The 18,691-nt window shown below is 65.2% G+C and carries 16 protein-coding genes and 1 pseudogene; 9 read left to right on the top strand and 8 right to left on the bottom strand.

Features of this window, described 5'->3' with window-relative positions; genetic code table 11:
- Positions 1–3: 3 nt before the first annotated feature.
- Positions 4–1,410, bottom strand: coding sequence for an IS701 family transposase (locus H143_RS19630; protein ID WP_033365284.1), 1,407 nt, complete (start codon positions 1,408–1,410; stop codon positions 4–6).
- 205 nt (positions 1,411–1,615) lie between these two features.
- Between H143_RS19630 and H143_RS0100270 the strand changes: the two genes are divergently transcribed.
- The 3 genes and pseudogenes from H143_RS0100270 (at position 1,616) to H143_RS0100260 (ending at position 5,725) form a co-directional block, all read left to right on the top strand.
- A complete protein-coding gene (locus tag H143_RS0100270; RefSeq protein WP_019936217.1) occupies positions 1,616–3,400 on the top strand; it encodes a methyl-accepting chemotaxis protein in 1,785 nt (594 codons plus the stop codon).
- A 29-nt stretch (positions 3,401–3,429) separates the two neighbouring features.
- Positions 3,430–3,718, top strand: a pseudogene (locus H143_RS21840) (CrcB family protein); the annotation flags it as partial.
- Positions 3,719–3,943: 225 nt separating this feature from the next.
- Positions 3,944–5,725, top strand: a complete 1,782-nt coding sequence (locus tag H143_RS0100260; RefSeq protein WP_019936216.1) for a methyl-accepting chemotaxis protein — start codon at positions 3,944–3,946, stop codon at positions 5,723–5,725.
- Between the two features lie 8 nt (positions 5,726–5,733).
- Here the strand turns inward: H143_RS0100260 and hpnE are convergent, their stop codons facing one another.
- From hpnE to hpnC, 3 genes are read right to left on the bottom strand one after another with little or no spacing between them, the layout of a single operon-like run.
- Positions 5,734–7,050 (bottom strand): hydroxysqualene dehydroxylase HpnE, encoded by a 1,317-nt coding sequence (gene hpnE / locus H143_RS0100255; protein ID WP_019936215.1) that lies wholly within the window; start codon positions 7,048–7,050, stop codon positions 5,734–5,736.
- Complete coding sequence (gene hpnD, locus H143_RS0100250) at positions 7,047–7,931, bottom strand: presqualene diphosphate synthase HpnD (RefSeq protein WP_019936214.1); 885 nt, start codon at positions 7,929–7,931, stop codon at positions 7,047–7,049. The genes hpnE and hpnD overlap by 4 nt, the downstream gene beginning before the upstream one ends.
- Before the next feature lie 12 nt (positions 7,932–7,943).
- Positions 7,944–8,765, bottom strand: a complete 822-nt coding sequence (gene hpnC / locus H143_RS0100245) for a squalene synthase HpnC (protein ID WP_019936213.1) — start codon at positions 8,763–8,765, stop codon at positions 7,944–7,946.
- A 45-nt stretch (positions 8,766–8,810) separates the two neighbouring features.
- Between hpnC and alr the strand changes: the two genes are divergently transcribed.
- From alr to H143_RS22625, 4 genes are all read left to right on the top strand, one after another.
- A complete protein-coding gene (alr, locus tag H143_RS0100240; RefSeq protein ID WP_019936212.1) occupies positions 8,811–9,938 on the top strand; it encodes an alanine racemase in 1,128 nt (375 codons plus the stop codon).
- A gap of 25 nt (positions 9,939–9,963) precedes the next feature.
- On the top strand, positions 9,964–10,683 hold the full coding sequence (locus tag H143_RS0100235; protein ID WP_019936211.1) for an SDR family oxidoreductase: 720 nt from the start codon (positions 9,964–9,966) through the stop codon (positions 10,681–10,683).
- A gap of 26 nt (positions 10,684–10,709) precedes the next feature.
- Entirely contained in the window at positions 10,710–12,074 is a 1,365-nt protein-coding gene (gene radA, locus H143_RS0100230; protein WP_019936210.1) for a DNA repair protein RadA, read from the top strand.
- Positions 12,075–12,287: 213 nt separating this feature from the next.
- Positions 12,288–12,479, top strand: a complete 192-nt coding sequence (locus H143_RS22625) for a hypothetical protein (protein ID WP_019936209.1) — start codon at positions 12,288–12,290, stop codon at positions 12,477–12,479.
- 66 nt (positions 12,480–12,545) lie between these two features.
- Here the strand turns inward: H143_RS22625 and H143_RS0100220 are convergent, their stop codons facing one another.
- The 4 genes from H143_RS0100220 to radC form a co-directional block, all read right to left on the bottom strand.
- The gene (locus tag H143_RS0100220) at positions 12,546–13,985 is read right to left on the bottom strand and encodes an MATE family efflux transporter (RefSeq protein ID WP_019936208.1); all 1,440 of its coding nucleotides are present in this window, start codon (positions 13,983–13,985) and stop codon (positions 12,546–12,548) included.
- Positions 13,982–15,715 (bottom strand): glycosyltransferase family 39 protein, encoded by a 1,734-nt coding sequence (locus H143_RS0100215; RefSeq protein ID WP_155803270.1) that lies wholly within the window; start codon positions 15,713–15,715, stop codon positions 13,982–13,984. The genes H143_RS0100220 and H143_RS0100215 overlap by 4 nt, the downstream gene beginning before the upstream one ends.
- Before the next feature lie 172 nt (positions 15,716–15,887).
- Entirely contained in the window at positions 15,888–16,148 is a 261-nt protein-coding gene (locus H143_RS0100210) for a type B 50S ribosomal protein L31 (protein WP_019936206.1), read from the bottom strand.
- 171 nt (positions 16,149–16,319) lie between these two features.
- The gene (radC, locus tag H143_RS0100205) at positions 16,320–17,003 is read right to left on the bottom strand and encodes a DNA repair protein RadC (protein WP_019936205.1); all 684 of its coding nucleotides are present in this window, start codon (positions 17,001–17,003) and stop codon (positions 16,320–16,322) included.
- Between the two features lie 122 nt (positions 17,004–17,125).
- On the opposite strand from radC, the gene H143_RS0100200 reads away from it, so the two are divergent.
- Entirely contained in the window at positions 17,126–17,581 is a 456-nt protein-coding gene (locus H143_RS0100200; protein WP_019936204.1) for an FKBP-type peptidyl-prolyl cis-trans isomerase, read from the top strand.
- Positions 17,581–18,567 (top strand): 4-hydroxy-3-methylbut-2-enyl diphosphate reductase, encoded by a 987-nt coding sequence (gene ispH / locus H143_RS0100195; RefSeq protein WP_019936203.1) that lies wholly within the window; start codon positions 17,581–17,583, stop codon positions 18,565–18,567. The genes H143_RS0100200 and ispH overlap by 1 nt, the downstream gene beginning before the upstream one ends.
- Positions 18,568–18,691: the final 124 nt, after the last annotated feature.

The raw sequence follows: 18,691 nt of genomic DNA, 5'->3' as shown, positions 1-18,691 counted from the left end.
TTACTATGTCATAAGAGTAGCTTTGCGCTTGCTCTGCCGCAACAGGGACACTGCCCGAGTCTGGCGATCAGCGGATAGCTCAGCCGCTGGCGCAGCGTGGTGATCGAAGTTGTCACGTGCCGCTGGGCGCGCAGGACTGCCGCGGGGGATGTAATCCTTGGGAAGGGGAGGCACTTGGCGTGCGGCGAAGTTTTTTTTGCCACCGACAGACTTGTCAGCTTCAAGACGCTCGGCCATCAGGAATCCATAGGCCGCAATACTCAATGCGGCGTGATGGTGAAACCCTCGCCAACCACGCCCCTCGTAGTGACCGAGCCCGAAGTCCTGTTTCAGATCCTGGTAATCGCGCTCGATGCGCCAGCGCTGATAGGCGATGCCGACCAACGCGTGGATCGGTGTTTCCTCGGGCAGCGTGGATAGGATGTACTTGCGCGGCTCGGCCTCATCTGCAGGCCACTCGATGAGCAGCCATTGCTCGGGACGCAGGCGCGCCTTGCCCGTATTGTCGCCTGCATGGCGCACCCGCACGGCTGCGAAGCGGCCAGTCAGGGTCTCATTGGTGCCCTCTCGCCAGCTGATGTTCTGGAACGCCTTGCTCGGCAGGGACTGGGCCAGTGTTTTGACGCTCATAGGCTGAAGTGCTGATGTTCGCCTGGGCATCACGGGCGGGCGGCCCATGCCACTGTAGGGTTCTGGCGGTAGCGGCACGACCCCGGGCGGCCAGACCACGACGGCAGAGGTGACTCCCACGGCATAGGCCAATCCCATGTCAGAGAGCGCCTGGCGAAAGGCGTTGTCCACGCCGTAACCCGCATCGGCCAGCACGCAGTGCTTGGGCGCGCCTGCCACGAGCAAGGCCTGCAGCTGCTGCAGCGCGATCTGTGTCTTCGTGGCAAAGCGCATCTGCTCGGGTACGCCAGCCTTGAGGCGACGCTCGGGGTCTGCTGCCCAGTCCTCGGGCAGGTAAAGCTGCCAAGCCACGGGCAGGCTGGCCTGGGTGCTTGCCAGCGAGACACTCACAGCCACCTGGCAGTTGTCTTGTTTGCCCAGGACGCCACAGTACTGGCGGGCCACGCCCACGGAATGACGGCCTTTCTTGGGAAAACCTGTGTCATCGATGATCCACCAGCCCCCGCCCGTGAAGTCCATCTTCGGGATCACCCACTGGCACACCCGCCTGAGCATCTCGTCGTGGGACCACTCAGCCTTGGCCACAAAGTGGTGCAGCGCCTGGTGCCTTGCGCTGGCATGCGTGGGATCGACCCGGGCAGCCATGGGTTCTACGCTTTTGCGTGATAAGGGGAGCATCAGCCCTGTGCAGTAGCCGCGAAGGCCGGCGCGCCGGTCTGCGTGACCTAAGCCTTCGCTCAGATGTTCAAGGTATTGATCAAAGCGATCGGCTGCATTCATCGATCCCCCCCGCATGAAGTCGAGAAGATCGTAGTATATGACTTATGACATAGTAAGAATAGCGCTGTCTCTAACCAGGATTTGAGTGGTTAAACCCGGTTACTTTTCTTCTTTAACCTCAAGCCTCTGGGGGTTAAATCTCCTCGGGATCGCGATCAATCGAAGCGACAAACCGGCATACCGGCCCAACAAAGAGGAGAAAGTCGTGGAATCCATAACACTGAGCAAGAAGCTCTGGGGTATCGTGGTGCTGCTGTGGCTGGGGATCGTGAGCATCGTGGCGATCAATGCGTGGCTCAATCGCGAGGCGATGATCCACGAGCGGGAGAATTCGCTCAGGCAGCAGGTCGAGATGGCGGCCAGCCTGATCGACAGCTACGTCGCCAAGGTCAACGACAAGACCATGTCGTTGAGCGACGCGCAGAAAGCGGTCATCGCGCAATTGCGGCCCATGCGCTACAACGCGGACAAGAGCGGTTATTTCGCCATTTACCGGATGGCGGACCATATGATGCTGATGCTGCCGCCGAATCCCAAGCGCGAGAACCATAATGTCGATTCCAGGGACATCAATGGTTTGGACATCACCGAGGAGATTATCAAGCACGCACAACTCGACTCGCCCAGCCATATCAGTAAATACTGGTTTCCCAAGCCGGGAAATCCCAAACCGCTGCTGAAGCTGACCTACAGCCTGGCCATCCCTGCCTGGGACTGGTCGATTTCTATCGGCGCCTGGGTTGACGACATCGATCAGGCGTTTTACGCGCAGCTCTGGCGCATCCTGGTATTGACGCTGGTGGTGGGCCTGATCATCACATCCGGCATTTTGTGGGTGATGCGCAGCATCCGCAAGAGTCTGGGCGGCGAGCCCGAGTACGCGGCGGGGATTGCCGGGCGCATTGCTGACGGCGACCTGGCCGGGACGGTCAGGGTCGGGCAGGACGACAGGCGCAGCCTGTTGTATGCGATGCAGCGCATGCAGGACAGCCTGACGCGCACGGTGACGGCGGTGCGCCGCGGGGTGCAAGAGATCAATGTTGGGTCCAGGGAAATCGCCGAAGGCAACGCGGATCTGTCCTCGCGCACGGAGGAGCAGGCGGCTTCGCTGGAGCAGACGGCTGCCTCGATGGAGCAGTTGGCTGCGACGGTCAAGCAAAATGCCGAGAACGCGCGCCAGGCCAATCAGCTGGCGGCCAGCGCCTCGGAGGTGGCGGTGCGCGGGGGTTCGGCGGTGTCCGAGGTGGTGGACACCATGCAGGCGATCTCGGCCAGTTCGAACAAGATCTCGGAGATTGTGTCGGTGATTGACGGCATTGCGTTCCAGACCAATATTTTGGCGCTGAACGCGGCGGTGGAGGCGGCGCGCGCGGGCGAGCAGGGCAAGGGTTTTGCGGTGGTGGCGGGCGAGGTGCGCACGCTGGCTCAGCGCAGCGCGCAGGCGGCCAAGGAGATCAAGCAGTTGATCGAGGACTCGGTGGGCAAGGTGGCGGTCGGATCGAACCAGGTCGAGCGCGCGGGTGCGACGATGCAGGAGATTGTGGCCTCGGTCAAGCGGGTGACTGACATCATGGGCGAGATTTCGGCGGCATCTCAGGAGCAGTCCAGCGGCATTGACCAGGTGAACCTGGCGGTGACGCAGATGGATGAGACCACGCAGCAAAACGCGGCGCTGGTGGAGCAGGCGGCCGCGGCCGCGGGTTCGCTGGAGGAGCAGGCCAGGCAACTGGCGCAGGCGGTGTCTGTCTTCAAGTTGCGCGAGGGCGCGGATGTGATCGAGGTGACGGCAAGGCCGGTGGTCGAGCGGGCGGCGCGCAGTCCCGAGCCCAAGCTGGAAGCCAAGTCGGCGCAGGCGGTCAAGGCGGTTTCGGTCAAGCAAGCCAGGCCGGCCAGGGCGCCGGTCAAGCTGGCGGCCCCGGCCAAGCCTGCGGCTCCCAAGTCCAGGGCGCCCGCGCCGGCCGACGACAAGAGCGAGTGGGAGTCGTTCTGAGCTAAGGTCCAGTCCGGTTTGCGTGGTTTGCTGGCTGGCAGGGCAGTCTGACAAGCATGGCCGTTGGCGGCTACGTAGGTCTATTGGTTGCACTGATTGCGGCGCTCCCCCTGCCTGGCCGAGTTGGATACGCCTGACCGCCATTACCGGTTTTCTCGGTGGCCTGACGACGTTCTCGACGTTTTCGGCCGAGACGGTGGCGATGCTCGAGCGCAGCCACTTTGGCATGGCATGGCATTGGCCTACGCCGGCACGAGCCTGCCGGACTCGCTGGCGCTGACCGCGCTGGGCTTGGCCACGTTCCATTTCTTCAAATAGGGCAATGCGCGCGGGCCAGGGCAGCGCCCGCCGCCGCCCGATTCGCGCTTGGCAAGAAGCCCGCACCGGCTCCAGCGCGGACTCGTTACATTACAGGCCCATGATTTAAGCGATAGAAAACGGCTACTTCTATTCTTTGCCGGCGTTTTAGGGCAGTTAAATTTCCAGCATTTCCGTCAACGAAATCGGTCGGCAGAAATACTGGCTGTATCTTGGGAGAAAGTCGTGGAATCCATAACACTTAGCAAGAAGCTCTGGGGCATCGTGGTGCTGCTGTGGCTGGGCATCGTGGGTCTGGTCGTGGTCAACGCTTGGCTGAGCCGTACGGCAATGATCCATGAGCGCGAGCAGGCCCTGGCCGAGCACGTCGAGATGGCCATCAGCCTGATCGACAGCTACAAGGCCAGGGCCGAGAGCGGCGACATGCCATTGCAGCAAGCCCAGCACATGGCCTTGGAACAGATCCGCCCCATGCGCTATGGCGCGGATAAGAGCGGCTACATTGCCATCTACAACACCCATGAGGTTGCTCTCCTGGTTCCGCCGTTGCCGAAAGTTGAGGGTACCAAGCCCAACTTTAAGGATCCGAACGGGGTGAATATCTCCCAGATGCTCGTCGAGCGTGGCTTGCCCGGTGTGACCGATCACGTCAGCCATTTTATGTTCCCCAAACCGGGTCAAGCCAAGCCCATCCCGAAGATGGGTTATAGCCTGGGCGTGCCGGGTTGGAACTGGGTGGTTTTTGCCGGTGCCTATATCGACGACATCAATCAGGCCTTCTATGCTCAGCTCTGGCGCATTTTGGCGCTGACGCTGGTGGTGGGTCTGATCGTGACATCCGGCATTTTGTGGGTGATGCGCAGCATCCGCAAGAGTCTGGGCGGCGAGCCCGAGTACGCGGCGGGGATTGCCGGGCGCATTGCTGACGGCGACCTGGCCGGGACGGTCAGGGTCGGGCAGGACGACAGGCGCAGCCTGTTGTATGCGATGCAGCGCATGCAGGACAGCCTGACGCGCACGGTGACGGCGGTGCGCCGCGGGGTGCAAGAGATCAATGTTGGGTCCAGGGAAATCGCCGAAGGCAACGCGGATCTGTCCTCGCGCACGGAGGAGCAGGCGGCTTCGCTGGAGCAGACGGCTGCCTCGATGGAGCAGTTGGCTGCGACGGTCAAGCAAAATGCCGAGAACGCGCGCCAGGCCAATCAGCTGGCGGCCAGCGCCTCGGAGGTGGCGGTGCGCGGGGGTTCGGCGGTGTCCGAGGTGGTGGACACCATGCAGGCGATCTCGGCCAGTTCGAACAAGATCTCGGAGATTGTGTCGGTGATTGACGGCATTGCGTTCCAGACCAATATTTTGGCGCTGAACGCGGCGGTGGAGGCGGCGCGCGCGGGCGAGCAGGGCAAGGGTTTTGCGGTGGTGGCGGGCGAGGTGCGCACGCTGGCTCAGCGCAGCGCGCAGGCGGCCAAGGAGATCAAGCAGTTGATCGAGGACTCGGTGGGCAAGGTGGCGGTCGGATCGAACCAGGTCGAGCGCGCGGGTGCGACGATGCAGGAGATTGTGGCCTCGGTCAAGCGGGTGACTGACATCATGGGCGAGATTTCGGCGGCATCTCAGGAGCAGTCCAGCGGCATTGACCAGGTGAACCTGGCGGTGACGCAGATGGATGAGACCACGCAGCAAAACGCGGCGCTGGTGGAGCAGGCGGCCGCGGCCGCGGGTTCGCTGGAGGAGCAGGCCAGGCAACTGGCGCAGGCGGTGTCTGTCTTCAAGTTGCGCGAGGGCGCGGATGTGATCGAGGTGACGGCAAGGCCGGTGGTCGAGCGGGCGGCGCGCAGTCCCGAGCCCAAGCTGGAAGCCAAGTCGGCGCAGGCGGTCAAGGCGGTTTCGGTCAAGCAAGCCAGGCCGGCCAGGGCGCCGGTCAAGCTGGCGGCCCCGGCCAAGCCTGCGGCTCCCAAGTCCAGGGCGCCCGCGCCGGCCGACGACAAGAGCGAGTGGGAGTCGTTCTGAATCCGCCCCTACGGGCTTGATCGGCGTGCCAGCAAGGCGTCGGCGGCCTGCAGACCGCTGCGCACCGCGCCTTCGAGCACGCCGGGATAGCCGGTGTCGGTCCAGTCGCCCGCCAGCGCCAGCCTGGGCCAGGGCGTGGCATTGCTCGGCCTGGGCTGTCTGGGGCGGGCCGAGAACGTGGCGCGCTTTTCGACATAGAGTTCGGCTTGCTCGACGGCGGGCATGGCGGTCAGCCCGCCGACCGAGGCCTGACCGCGTATCTGCTCGATCAGCGCTGCGATGGCGGCCGTCTTGGGCATGTCCGCCAGGGCGCTTGCCGCGCTGGCGACCACGGCCAGTTCGGCGCCGCGCCCGGTCAGCCTGGAACGATCGAAAAGCCATTGCCCCCAATGATTGCGCGTGCGGTCTTCGCGCAGCATCAGCATGGGTTCGGGCAGGAGCCAGGGCTGGGCCAGCTTCAGGTTCAGCGTGGCGATGGGCTGGTAGCCGAAGCTTTGCAGATTCCGCAACAGCTCTGTCATGCCAGGCGCCCGCGGCGCGTCCTCCAGCAGGCGCGCGGCGATCTGGGGCGGCACGGCCAGCACCGCGGCATCAAAGCGCTCCCCCGCAATTTCCACGGAATCCGCATCGATCTGCATGTGACGCACCGTGCTGTGGTAACGCATGGTCAGGCGCAGTGCCGCCGCGTCCGGCCACAGGGAAGACAGGTCCACGCAGGGAAGCAGCATATCGCTGTCGCGCAGGTGCCCGGTCAGCGTATCGCGAAGAACGCTGGCGAAGAGTTCGGCGCTGGCCTCTTCAGGCGGCGTGTTCAGAGCTGCCAGGCACAGCGGAGTCCAGAGCCGGTCGACGACGGCGGGAGGCTGGTGTCGATGGTGCAGCAGCTCGGCCACGGTCCATACGGACACCGGTTTCCAGCCGCAGGCCTGCAAGCTGCGCACGAAACGAGCCGCCGCGAGCTTGTCGCGCCAGCTCAGCCCGCGCGCGCTCAGGAGCGCGACTGCGCCGTGCCAGGGCGGCGCCAGAGTGGGGGCCGATAGCCGGAAGCGGCCGTCCAGGCTGGCCAACCGCATCGGGCGGCGCAGCAGCAGTGTGTCCGGATTGCGCCCCAGGCGCCGCATCAGTGCCAGCGTTTCCGAGTAGGCTCCCAGCAGAATGTGCTGGCCGTTGTCCAGCATGGTGTCAAAGCCCGGCTGGGCCACGCGGCGCGCGCGGCCGCCAGGTGTGCGGCCCGCCTCGAACACCGTGACATGGGCGCCGGCTTCGCGCAGGGATGTGGCAGCGGCCAGGCCAGACCAGCCGGCGCCGACAACGGCGATTTTCATGCGCTGTTTTTCGCCTGGCCGTGCGCCAGGCGGCGTAGCAGGCCGCGGCCACCGCCCACCCAGGTCTTCCAGGCCAGCCACAGCTTGCGCAGGGGGGTGAGCGAGATGCGCTGATGCAGCACCCGCCATTCATCGCGTTCGATTTCGGCCAACAGGTCGTAATAGATGGCCGCCATCATCAGGCCCGGACGTTGCGCGCGTCGGTCCGCCTCGGGCAGCGCTAGCGCGGCCTCGCGGTAGAGCTCGCGCGCACGCTGCGTCTGAAAGCGCATTAGCGCCGTGAAACGGTCGGAATACACGCCGTTCAGAATGTCCGCGGCCTTGACCTGGAACTGCTGCAGGTCGTCGACAGGCAGGTAGATGCGGCCGCGGCGGGCGTCGTCGCCCACGTCGCGGATGATGTTGGTGAGCTGAAAGGCCAACCCCAGCTTGCCGGCATAGTCCAGCGTGCTCGCCTCGCTATGGCCGAACACGCCTGCCGACATTTCGCCCACTACGCCGGCCGCGAGCCAGCAGTATTTGCGCAGACCGGGCCAGTCCAGGTAGCGGCTCTGGTCAAGATCCATTTCCATGCCGTCGATCACGGCCAGCAGGCGCTCGCGCGTGATGTCGCAGGCCTGAAGGTGCGGCTGCAGGGCGCGGGTAACCGGATGCTCGGGTGTGCCGTCGAACATCTTGTCGACCTGCGTGCGCCACCAGGTCAGCTTGATGCGGGCCACGGATTCATCGCCGGCGTTGTCCACCACGTCGTCCACTTCGCGGCAGAAGGCATACAGCGCATTGATCGCGCGGCGCCGTTCAGGCGGCAAAAAGAGAAAGGCGTAGTAGAAGCTCGAACCGCTCTTGGCGGCCTTGTCCTGGCAGTAGTCGTCAGGGGTCATGCGTAGGTCATATCAGGTTTTAAAAATCGCGCGTCCGAACATCGCGGCCCAATCGCGCGCGCGCAGTTCGGGCCGGTTCATGAAGACGTCGTAATCGGCTTGCTCGATGCGCTGCAGGATGCGCAGGCCGCCTTCGACGACCAGGCGCAGTTCCAGTGCAATGCGCACCGGCAGGCGGCCGGCGAGTGATGCGCCAGAGTTTAGCAGCGCGGCGGCGCGCTGCGTTTCGAACGCCATCAGAGCGCGCCATTGCGGCGTGATCCGGCCAGCAGTCAGATTTTCTTCGTTTACACCGTAGTGCCGCAGATCCTCGAGCGGCAGGTAGATGCGGCCGCGGCGTTGGTCCTGGCGGACGTCCTGCCAGAAATTGACCAGTTGCAGTCCGGTGCAGATCGCATCGGCGTCACGCAGGTTGTCCGGTGTCGCCGCGTCATATAAGGCGAGCATCAGACGGCCTACTGGATTGGCCGAGCGCGCGCAGTAATCGAGTAGGGCGGCATAGCTGTCATAGCGTTTGACGGTCACGTCCTGTTCGAAAGCCGAGAGCAGGTCGAAGAAGGGCACCAGTGGCAGTTGGTGTTGCGCGATGGTCTCAGCCAGCGGCGCGAAGACCGGCGCCAACTCTGCGTCGGGTGTCTGCCCGGTGCCTATGCGCTGCAGCGCGAGGCGATAGCGCGCCAGGCCGTCCAGGCGCTCGCGGTCGGGAAAATCGCCTTCGTCGGCGATGTCGTCGGCGCTGCGTGCGTAGCGATAGATGGCATGTACTGCGGGGCGTAGCCGGCGCGGCAGCAGCAGCGATGCGACAGGGAAGTTTTCGTAGTGGTTTACAGCCATGTGGAAATCATATGTCAGGTAGACTAGAGGTTGAGGAATTCCCCCATGCCGCGTCCCATTTCAGCCTCGATTTCCGTCCCGGCCCTGCGCCATAATCTGTCCGTCGTTCGCCGCCATCTCGATCAGGCCGCGCAGTTGGCAGGAGGCGAAGCCGCGTCCATCTGGGCCGTCATCAAGGCCAATGCCTACGGACACGGCATCGAGCGGGCCGTGTCCGGTTTTTCCGCCGCACAAGGTCTGGCCATGCTTGATCTGGACGAAGCCGTGCGCTGCCGCGAAGCCGGCTGGGGCGGCCCCATCCTGTTGCTCGAAGGCTTCTTCCATCCAGCCGATCTGGAAATCGTCGATCGCTACCATCTCACGGTCACCGTGCATGACGATGCCCAGTTCGACATGATCGAGGCGGCGCACCTGAGCCGTCGCCTGAATATCCAGCTCAAGCTCAACAGCGGAATGAACCGGCTGGGCTACGCTCCCGCGACCTATGCGGCCGCGCACGCCCGCGCCGAGCAGCTGCAGCAGCGTGGCGTGGTGGGGTCGCTCACCAAGATGACGCACTTTGCCACAGCCGACGGCCCGCAAGGCATCGCCCAGGCCATGGATATCTTCACGCGTGCGACCGAAGGGCTGGCAGGCGCAAGCAGCGTCTGCAATTCGGCAGCAACGCTGCGCTATCCCGAGATTTCAGTCAGCCGCGACGGCGCGCCGCAGTGGGTGCGTCCAGGCGTATGCTTATACGGCGCAACGCCTTTCTCGGACGTGGCCGCATCGTCCTACGGCCTGCGGCCGGCCATGACCTTGAGTTCTGAGATCATCGGCGTGCAGTCTGTGCCCGCGGGCGGCTCCGTCGGCTATGGTGCCGCCTTCCGCGCCGATCGGCGCATGCGCGTGGGCGTGGTGGCCTGCGGCTATGCCGACGGCTATCCGCGGCATGCGCCCACGGGCACACCTGTTACGGTGGCCGGGGTGGCCACGCGCTTGGTCGGCCGGGTATCCATGGACATGATCACTGTCGATCTCGATCCTGTGCCCGATGCTGGCATCGGCGCCTCCGTCGTGCTTTGGGGCGAGGGCGGCCCTTCGGTCGACGAAGTGGCCCAGACCGCCGGCACACTGGGCTACGAGCTCATGTGCGCGCTCGCCCCGCGGGTGCGGGTGCAGGCACTGAGCTGAACTCATCCATATCGAGGTTCAATCCATGAAAGACAAATGCGTGTTGATCACGGGCGCCACCAAGGGCATAGGCTGGGCGCTGACGCAGCGTCTGGCAGATCAGGGTTGCCACGTGGTGGGCGTTGCCCGCAATACCGAGGACGTGGATTTCCCCGGCTATCTCTATGCCTGCGACCTGTCGGACGCGGGCCGCACCGAAGAGGTGCTGCGCGAGATCCGCGAAAAATACCCTGTCGATGCCGTGGTCAACAACGTCGGCGTCGTGGCGCCGCAGCCGCTTGGGTCGATCGACCTGGCCACGCTCTACCGCGTTTTCGACCTTAACGTGCGTGCGGCGGTGCAGGTGACGCAGATCTTCATTGAATCGATGAAGGCCCGGCGCACCGGGCGCATCGTCAACATAGTCAGCCGCGCCATCCACGGAGGCCAGGACCGCACCGCGTATTCTGCGGCCAAGAGCGCGCTGGTGGGCTGCACCAACACCTGGGCGCTGGAATTGGCCGAATACGGCATCACTGCCAACGCCGTCGCACCGGGTCCGATCGAGACCGAGCTGTTTCGCCAAAACCACCCGGCGGGCAGCGACGCCGAAAAGGCATCGCTGGCATCCATTCCCATGCGGCGCTTCGGCACGCCGGCCGATGTGGCCGCAGCCGCGGCCTTCCTGCTCTCGGACGAGGCCGGCTACATCACCGGGCAGGTGCTGGGCGTGGACGGCGGCGGGTCGCTGGGCGGGCGCCGCTAGCGGCCTGGCGCCACGGTTCGCACGGCATGGCCAAATCCCGCACCCTTTTCGTCTGCAGCGAATGCGGCGGCACCAGCCTCAAATGGCAGGGCAAATGCCCGCATTGCAATGCCTGGAACACGCTCGATGAAACCATCGAGCCAGCCGCCGCGGCTGGCGGCGCGCACCGCTATGCGCCGCTGGCGGCGTCTGCGCCGGTGCGCAGTCTGGCCGACATCGAAGCGCGCGAAACCCCGCGCCAGCCCACCGGACTGGACGAGTTCGACCGCGTCCTGGGCGGCGGGCTGGTGCCGGGCGCGGTGGTGCTCATCGGCGGCGATCCCGGCATAGGCAAGTCTACGCTGCTGCTGCAGGCGCTGGCCTCGTTGTCCGAGGCGGTGCCGGTGCTTTACGTCACGGGCGAAGAGTCTGCCGAGCAGGTGGCCCTGCGCGCCCGCCGCCTGGGCCTGGCGACGACCGACAAGGTCGACCTGCTGGCCGAGATCCGCCTCGATGCCATTCAGGCTGCAGTGGCCGAGCGCAAGCCGGCCGTGGCGGTGATCGATTCCATCCAGACGCTTTATAGCGGCGAACTCACCGCGGCGCCGGGTTCGGTGTCGCAGGTGCGCGAGTGCGCGGCCCAGCTCACCCGCTTGGCCAAGCAGACCGGCATCGCCATCGTCATGATCGGCCACGTCACCAAGGACGGCGCCCTGGCCGGCCCGCGCGTGCTCGAGCACATTGTCGACACCGTGCTGTACTTCGAGGGCGATACCCATTCGTCATTTCGCCTGGTGCGCGCCTTCAAGAACCGCTTCGGCGCGGTCAACGAACTGGGCGTGTTCGCCATGACCGACCGCGGCCTGCGCGGCGTGGCCAATCCATCGGCCCTGTTCCTGTCGCAGCATCCGCAGCAGGTGGCCGGTTCGTGCGTCATGGCGACGCAGGAGGGCACCCGGCCGCTGCTGGTCGAGGTCCAGGCCCTGGTCGACGCTTCGCACGCACCCAACCCGCGCCGCCTAAGCGTGGGGCTGGAGGGCAACCGGCTGGCCATGCTGCTGGCGGTGCTGCACCGCCACGCGGGCGTCAGCACGTACGACCAGGATGTCTTCGTCAATGCCGTGGGCGGGGTGCGCATCACCGAGCCTGCGGCCGACCTGCCGGTGCTGCTGGCCATCATGTCGTCGCTGCGGGACAAGCCTTTGCCGCGCGGTCTGGTGGCTTTCGGCGAAGTAGGCCTTGCTGGCGAGATCCGCCCGGCGCCGCGCGGCCAGGAGCGCCTGCGCGAAGCAGCCAAGCTGGGTTTCTCCACGGCCCTGGTTCCCAAGGCCAACGCGCCCAGGCAAGCCATCGAAGGGCTGGAAATCTGGGCGGTCGACCGCTTGGATGCTGCGCTGGAAAAATTGAGGTAGGTAAGTCGTCTACCCGCCACGCGCCTGCGGTTTGTTGCAAGCCAGGGGGCGTTTTTTCTGGAAGCGGCCTGGCGCCAAAAAAAATTTGGCGCGACTGTGAACCTTTATCAAAGTGCCCACTCCAAAGCCCTGTATGCATGAGGTATCCGGCAGTCGAGCCGGGTCTCAGGCAGCCGGGCCGGCGGGCCCGTCACTATCCTAGGAGTTCTCGCCATGACCAAATCGCGTATCGCCCTGATCCTGTCCGCTTCGGCTCTGTGCATGGGCCTGGCTGCTGCCCCGGCCGCTTCGTTCGCTGCTACCCATTCGGCTCACGCCACCAAGGTCGCTGCCAAGAAGACCGTCAAGAAGCCCGTCAAGAAGGCCCCGAAAAAGGCCCACAAGAAGGCTGCTGCCAAGAAGTAATCGGTCAAGCGCAGGTTTTCTGCGATCGTAATAAGGCGAGCCGGCGGTTCGTCCTGGGTTGCACGGTTATCCGTGTCCAGGCGAACCGCCGGATTGCCAAGATCCCGCCGAAAGCCGCCGCAGCGTGCGCCAGTACCACGCGTGCAAAAGCAGGGCCGACAGGCCCAGGCCTATCATGGCCATCAGCCACAGGCTTCCAGCTCCCGTGTACGCGCCCGGCATGAGCAGGGCGATGATCCGGTCCAGTCCCCCGCGGCCCGGGCCGAAGCCAAACCACCATCCTCCCAGCAGTCCCACCACAGCCAACGCCACCACCTGGATCAGCAGGGGCATAAGTGCGATCTTGTAGGCGCGCAGCAAATAGGCATTGGTGCACTGGAAGGCGTCGAACAGATGGAAGACGGGCATCAGCATCACCAGGCTGCTCGCCGCCGCGGCGACCCGGGCGTCGCTGGTGTAGGCTTCGATGATGAGAGGCCGGCCCGCCAGGACCGCGATGGATGTCAGCAGGGCGCCCAGCATCGCCAGGGCCAGACTGGCCAGGCCGGTGCGCCGTGCCAGGGGCTGGTTGTCCGCGCCGATCGCCTGTGCCGTCACCGCCGCGCCTGCCACGCCGATGGACATGGGCATCATGTAGCACAGAGCCGCCAGGTTGGACATGATCTGGTGCCCGTCCAGCACGTAGGTACCTTCGCGCGCCACCAGCAGTGCCATGAAGGTGAACGATGACACTTCGATCAAGTACGAGCCGCCCATGGGCAGGCCCAGGCGCAGCAGTTCCTTGAGCGGTTGCCATTGCGGCCGGCCCAGCCGCAGGTGAAACGGCGCGAAGCTGCGGTTGCGCAGCACATACCAGAGGCCTGCGAGCAGGCCGATCCAGGAAACCAGTGCGGTCGACAGTCCCGCCCCTGCCGCGCCCATCTCGGGCAGGTCCAGGTGACCGTAGATGAACAGCCAGTTGAAGAACGCCTTGAGCACGATCGTGGACAGGTTGATCAGCATCGCCACGCGCGGGCGCGACACGGCGCTGCCCAGCGCATAGACAGTGCGGAATATCAGCGCTGCGGGCAGGGCCAGTGTCAGCGCGTCCAGGTAGGCGATCATGCGCTCGCGCACGCCGGGATCGACATGTCCCGACATGGCCAGCCAGGCGTCGGGAAACTGCATGAGCGCGCCGCCCAGTACCGACAGGACCAGTGCCAGCCAGACCCCCTGGCCCCACAGGCGTCCCACTTCGTGGTGGCGCTTGGCGCCGTAGTGCTGGGCCAGAATGGGAATAAGCGCGTGCAGCACGCCCATCAGGCCTACGAATACGGTGATGTAGATCGAAGCCGACAGCGACATGGCGGCCAGGTCGTCCGGGCTGGAGTGTCCCGTCATGGCAGTGTCGAGCACGCCGAAAGCGACACTGGCCCACTGGCCTATCAACACCGGCCAGGCCTGGCGCATGATATTTATCATGGTCGCGCCCAGGCTTTGCACGGGTACTCGGGACAGCGCGGTCATTGATAGCCGGACGGCATGCGCAGCAGACGGAAGATTTCGTTGGGGTCGGCGCGGCGGCCGCCGCGCCAGATTTCCCGCACGTTGTTGTCGTTGGTGTAGTCGGCCGTGCCGTTGGCCAGCGCCTGCCGGGTAGTTTGCTGCAATACCAGCGTGCAGGCCGAGTCGTAAGGGAAGTTCAGATTCTGGAACACGAGGAAGGAGGCGCGCTGGCCGGCGCCCAGGCCGTCGCCGCGAACGCATTCACCAGGCTTCATATTGGCCTTGAGCACCGCTGCCAGTTCGGCCGAAGCGGTCCGGTAGCTGCGCGCATAGTTCACCACCGGTTGCCACAGCAGTACCAGCAGGCCCCAGGTGGCGGCCAGGCCGCTGGCCGAGAGTATCGTGCCGCGCCATAGCGCGGTAGGCTGCACGCGAAAGCGCCAGACGATGAGCGCGATCCAGGCAGCCGTGATGCCGGCCGCGAGCAGCAGCGCGATCCAGGAGATGGGCGGCACGTAGCCGGCCGTATGGCGGGCGATATTGTGGGATATTCCCGTAGGCACGCCAAAGAGCACCGCCACCCAGGCCAGCCATGCGGTGACTGCGGTGAGCGAAAAGCACATCACCGCAAACCAGTCCAGCGTGTTGATGACGCCGCGGCGCAGGGTGGGCAGCGACATCGCGGCCAGCGAGGCACAGGGCACGGCCAGCATGATGTAGACGCCGTCGTCCGGATCGGCCACAAAGAACAGCTGCAGCAGCGCGCAGATGAGCAGCGCCAACGCTGGCCAGATATGCGAGGCGAACAGCCAGGTGCGCCATTGCCAGACAGCCACCAGCACCAGCGGCCAGGTCGGCCACAGGAACCAGGCCAGGTCGCGCAGCGCGCGGCCGCTGGGATTGAATTCGGGCCAGGTGTAGAACCCCAGATTCCAGGCCTTCCAGCTACGGATCCAGTAGCTGCTTTGATGGGTGGCCGGTATCCACCAGGCCAGGATGAGCGCTGCGGCCACCAGCGCGGCCAGGGGCAGCCAGCCCAGGCGCTTGCGCAGCGCGCCGGGCGGCATGAACGCCACCAGTGTGCCTGCCATCACCGGGATGCCGCCCGGCCAGCCGCGCGTGAGAAAACTGCCGGCGATTGCCACGCCCAGGGTCAGCGCGCCCGTGAAGGGTTTGTCGGGAATGCGGGTCAGGGCATAGAACACCAGCGCCTGCCAGGCCATGACGGCGGGCAGAGCCGAGGTTTCGTGCATGTGCTGCAATATGCCGACGGTGGCCAGCAGCAGCAGCAGAGCCGCGTCGGCCAGCATGCGGCCGTAGGCGCGCGGCGGCGGCTCGCCGCCGAAGGGCAGAGCCAGGGGCTGGGCCTCGGCCCGCCGGCCCACCAGATACGTGCCGTACCAGACGCTGCCCGCGCTCATGGCGAACCAGAGCAGATTGGGCAGGCGGCTGGCCGTGAGTTCGCCCAGGAGCGAACCGAACAACCTGATCGCAATAGCGCCGACCCATGTGATCATCGGGCCGTCCTGCGCATAGGCCAGATGGCCGATCTGCGGCTGCAGCCATGCGCCTTCGCGCAGCGCAGTCATCATGGTGGCCAGGCCCACCACGTCGTCCGTCTTCCAAGGGTCCCGCATGAAGAGCCCGGCCACCACATAAGCAAGCGCCAGCCCGATGAGGGCTAGTCGCGGCAGTTTCGTGGTGCCCAACTCGGTCAGGCGGGCAGGAGTGGAGCGCGTCATGGAAGGCACGGGATGAAGGGCAGGATCAACAATCTTGCTATCGTCTCATGAGAGGAAAAAAAAGCAGCCCGGTCGGGCTGCTTTTTGCTGCCGGGTGCCCCAAGGCAAACAAGCCGAAGAAGCAGCACGGGGGCCTTTTTCCTTGCAGCATACGGCAACGCTGCGCGGCCGGTATGGGCGGTCAGGCCTTGGCGGTGCCAGTGGTGCGGGCGAAGCGGGCGCGGAATTTCTCGACGCGGCCGGTTTCGACGATGCGCGTTTGTGCGCCGGTGTAGAAGGGGTGAGACTTGGAGGTCACATCGCACTTAAAGAGCGGATAGGTCTGCCCGTCCAGCTCCACTTTTTCGCGGGTGGAGACGGTGGAGCGGGTCACGAACTTGTCGCCCGTCTGAACGTCCATGAACACCACTTCGCGGTATTCGGGGTGTATGCCTTCTTTCATGGGGATTTCCTGGCTAGGAGTTAGGGTCGCCAACCGGGGGCTCGTACATGACCCGCGCACATGCGGCCATGCTCCATCCCCAATCACGTATCCGAAAAAACTGAACTCAAGATTCTAACTCGGCGCGCAAGGTAAGCACAAGTCATGGTTTTTATTGAACTTCTTGGGAATCTACGGTGCGATCAGCCCCAGCTGCGCCATGGACACCACTTCCCCTGCGGCGACGATCAGGTGGTCCAGCAGCCGCACGTCCACCAGCGCCAGGGCCCGCCGCAGATGCAGGGTCAGATCCAGGTCGGCCTGGCTGGGCTGGGCCAGGCCTGAAGGGTGGTTATGCGCCAGGATGAGGGCCGCGGCGTGATGGCGCAGCGCTTCCCGGACTACCTCCCTGGGGTAGACGCAGGCCTGCGCCAGGGTTCCGCGCGCCAGTTCGCCGGTGGCGATCAGGTTGAGCTGGTTGTCCAGATAGAGGGCGATGCAGTGCTCCACCGTGCAATGGCTCAGGGCGGTGCGGCAATACTGCTTGACCCGGTCGGGATGGGAGAGGGCGTCCAGGCGCTGTAGATCCTCTTCGCCGGCACGGCGCGCCAGTTCCAGCACGGCCGCCAGGGTGCAGGCCTTGGCGGCGCCCAGCCCGGTCACGGCGCGAAGTTCTTCCGGCGCGGCGCCGAACAGGCCGCGCAGGCCGCCGAAACGCTGCAGCAGCTGGCTGCCCAATTCGATGGCGTTCAGGCCCCGGGTGCCGGTGCGCAGCGCCACCGCCAGCAGTTCGGCGTCGCTGAGCGCTGCGGCGCCATGACGCAGCAGCCGTTCGCGGGGAAGCTGGCGGCCGGGCAGGCTTTCGGCCAGGTTCATGTTTGTGGCTCCGGGGACGGGGAAACGGAAGGGGTGTGCGGGGGCTGCATCATTACGCTCTAAAATCAAAGTTTGCGAACAATTGATCAAGGTGGCAGAACTTGAACGCCCCGAGTGCCGAAATGAACAATTTGATCCGTGCGGATTCCTACCTGACCTTGCATTACCGCATCGTGCTGGCATCGGGCCCGGCCGAAGGCGAAGTCTTCATCGACACCTTCGACGGTCGTCCAGCCACTTTGCAGATGGGCAGTGGCCAGTGGTCTCCCGATATGGAGGCTGCGCTGGTTGGCCATGGCGAAGGCGAGCGCTTGAGCGTCACGCTGCCGCCCACGGCCGCCTACGGTCAGCGCAATCCCGAACTCGTCCAGCGTGTCTCGCGCGCCATGCTGAGCGAGCATGCGGGCGAGGATGCCGCGTTCGATCCGGGCGACATGGTCGAGTTCGCCGCGCCCAACGGCGGCCGCTACTCGGGCATCCTCAAAGAGATCAACGACGAGTGGGCGCTGTTCGACTTCAACCATCCGCTGGCCGGCAATGCCTTGACGCTGGATGTCGCCATTCTGGGAGTGCTGTGATGAGCCATGCCGCATCGACGGTCACGCAGCCGGGCGCCGAGGTCGTGCTGGCCCAGCCGCGCGGCTTTTGCGCCGGCGTGGATCGCGCCATCGAGATCGTCGAGCGCGCGCTCGCGCTGCACGGCGCCCCCATCTATGTGCGTCACGAGATCGTGCACAACCGCTATGTGGTGTCCGATTTGCGCGCCAAGGGTGCGGTGTTCATCGACGAGCTGGACCAGGCGCCCGCCGGTTCCATCGTGGTGTTCTCGGCGCACGGCGTGTCCAAGGCCGTGCGCGCCGAGGCCGAAAGCCGCGGCCTGCGCGTCTTCGACGCCACCTGCCCGCTGGTCACAAAGGTACACATCGAGGTCGCTCGCATGCGCGCGGCCGGCCGCGAGATCATCATGATCGGCCACAAGGGCCACCCCGAGGTCGAGGGCACGCTGGGCCAGTCCGAAGGCGGCATGCACCTGGTCGAGACAGTCCAAGATGTGGCACAGCTGCAGATCCGCGATCCGGACAACCTGGCCTTTGTCACGCAGACCACGCTTTCGGTCGATGACGCCGCGGCGGTGTCGGCTGCGCTCAAGACGCGTTTTCCGCAGATCGTCGAACCCAAGAAAAGCGACATCTGCTATGCCACCCAGAACCGCCAGGACGCTGTCAAGGTCATGGCGCCAGACTGCGATGTGGTGCTGGTCGTGGGCAGCGTCAACAGTTCCAACTCCAACCGCCTGCGCGAAGTGGCCGAGCGCAAGGGCGCGTCGGCCTATCTGATCGACGGCGCGGATGCCATCGATCCGGCCTGGCTGGCGGGCAGCCGCCGGGTGGGCATCACGGCCGGCGCCTCCGCGCCCGAGCTGCTGGTGCAGCAGGTGGTGGCCCGCGTCAAGGAACTGGGTGCGGTGTCGGTGCGCACCATGCAAGGGTTGGAGGAGAGTGTTTCCTTTCCCTTGCCCAAGGGTTTGTCGCATAAATCGGCACAGGTCGAAAACCTGGATTGAACGCTCAAGCCCGGCCGCTTCGCACACGCTCTTGCGCGCGCATGCGGCCTCCACCATACGGGCGGCAGTGTGCCGCGTCGGGACAGCATTGATAGTGGGTGGCCGGTCTGTTGCAACTGCGTGG

This window comes from Bordetella sp. FB-8 (assembly GCF_000382185.1).
Lineage (GTDB): Bacteria > Pseudomonadota > Gammaproteobacteria > Burkholderiales > Burkholderiaceae_B > Bordetella.
This window is presented reverse-complemented; position numbering and strand designations above follow the sequence as displayed.

Coding starts and splice junctions, on each gene's coding strand:
- H143_RS19630 (WP_033365284.1), bottom strand. CDS start 1,410: ATGAATGCAGCCGATCGCTTTGATCAATACCTTGAACATCTGAGCGAA.
- hpnE (WP_019936215.1), bottom strand. CDS start 7,050: ATGAAAATCGCCGTTGTCGGCGCCGGCTGGTCTGGCCTGGCCGCTGCC.
- hpnD (WP_019936214.1), bottom strand. CDS start 7,931: ATGACCCCTGACGACTACTGCCAGGACAAGGCCGCCAAGAGCGGTTCG.
- hpnC (WP_019936213.1), bottom strand. CDS start 8,765: ATGGCTGTAAACCACTACGAAAACTTCCCTGTCGCATCGCTGCTGCTG.
- alr (WP_019936212.1), top strand. CDS start 8,811: ATGCCGCGTCCCATTTCAGCCTCGATTTCCGTCCCGGCCCTGCGCCAT.
- H143_RS0100235 (WP_019936211.1), top strand. CDS start 9,964: ATGAAAGACAAATGCGTGTTGATCACGGGCGCCACCAAGGGCATAGGC.
- radA (WP_019936210.1), top strand. CDS start 10,710: ATGGCCAAATCCCGCACCCTTTTCGTCTGCAGCGAATGCGGCGGCACC.
- H143_RS22625 (WP_019936209.1), top strand. CDS start 12,288: ATGACCAAATCGCGTATCGCCCTGATCCTGTCCGCTTCGGCTCTGTGC.
- H143_RS0100220 (WP_019936208.1), bottom strand. CDS start 13,985: ATGACCGCGCTGTCCCGAGTACCCGTGCAAAGCCTGGGCGCGACCATG.
- H143_RS0100210 (WP_019936206.1), bottom strand. CDS start 16,148: ATGAAAGAAGGCATACACCCCGAATACCGCGAAGTGGTGTTCATGGAC.
- radC (WP_019936205.1), bottom strand. CDS start 17,003: ATGAACCTGGCCGAAAGCCTGCCCGGCCGCCAGCTTCCCCGCGAACGG.
- H143_RS0100200 (WP_019936204.1), top strand. CDS start 17,126: ATGAACAATTTGATCCGTGCGGATTCCTACCTGACCTTGCATTACCGC.
- ispH (WP_019936203.1), top strand. CDS start 17,581: ATGAGCCATGCCGCATCGACGGTCACGCAGCCGGGCGCCGAGGTCGTG.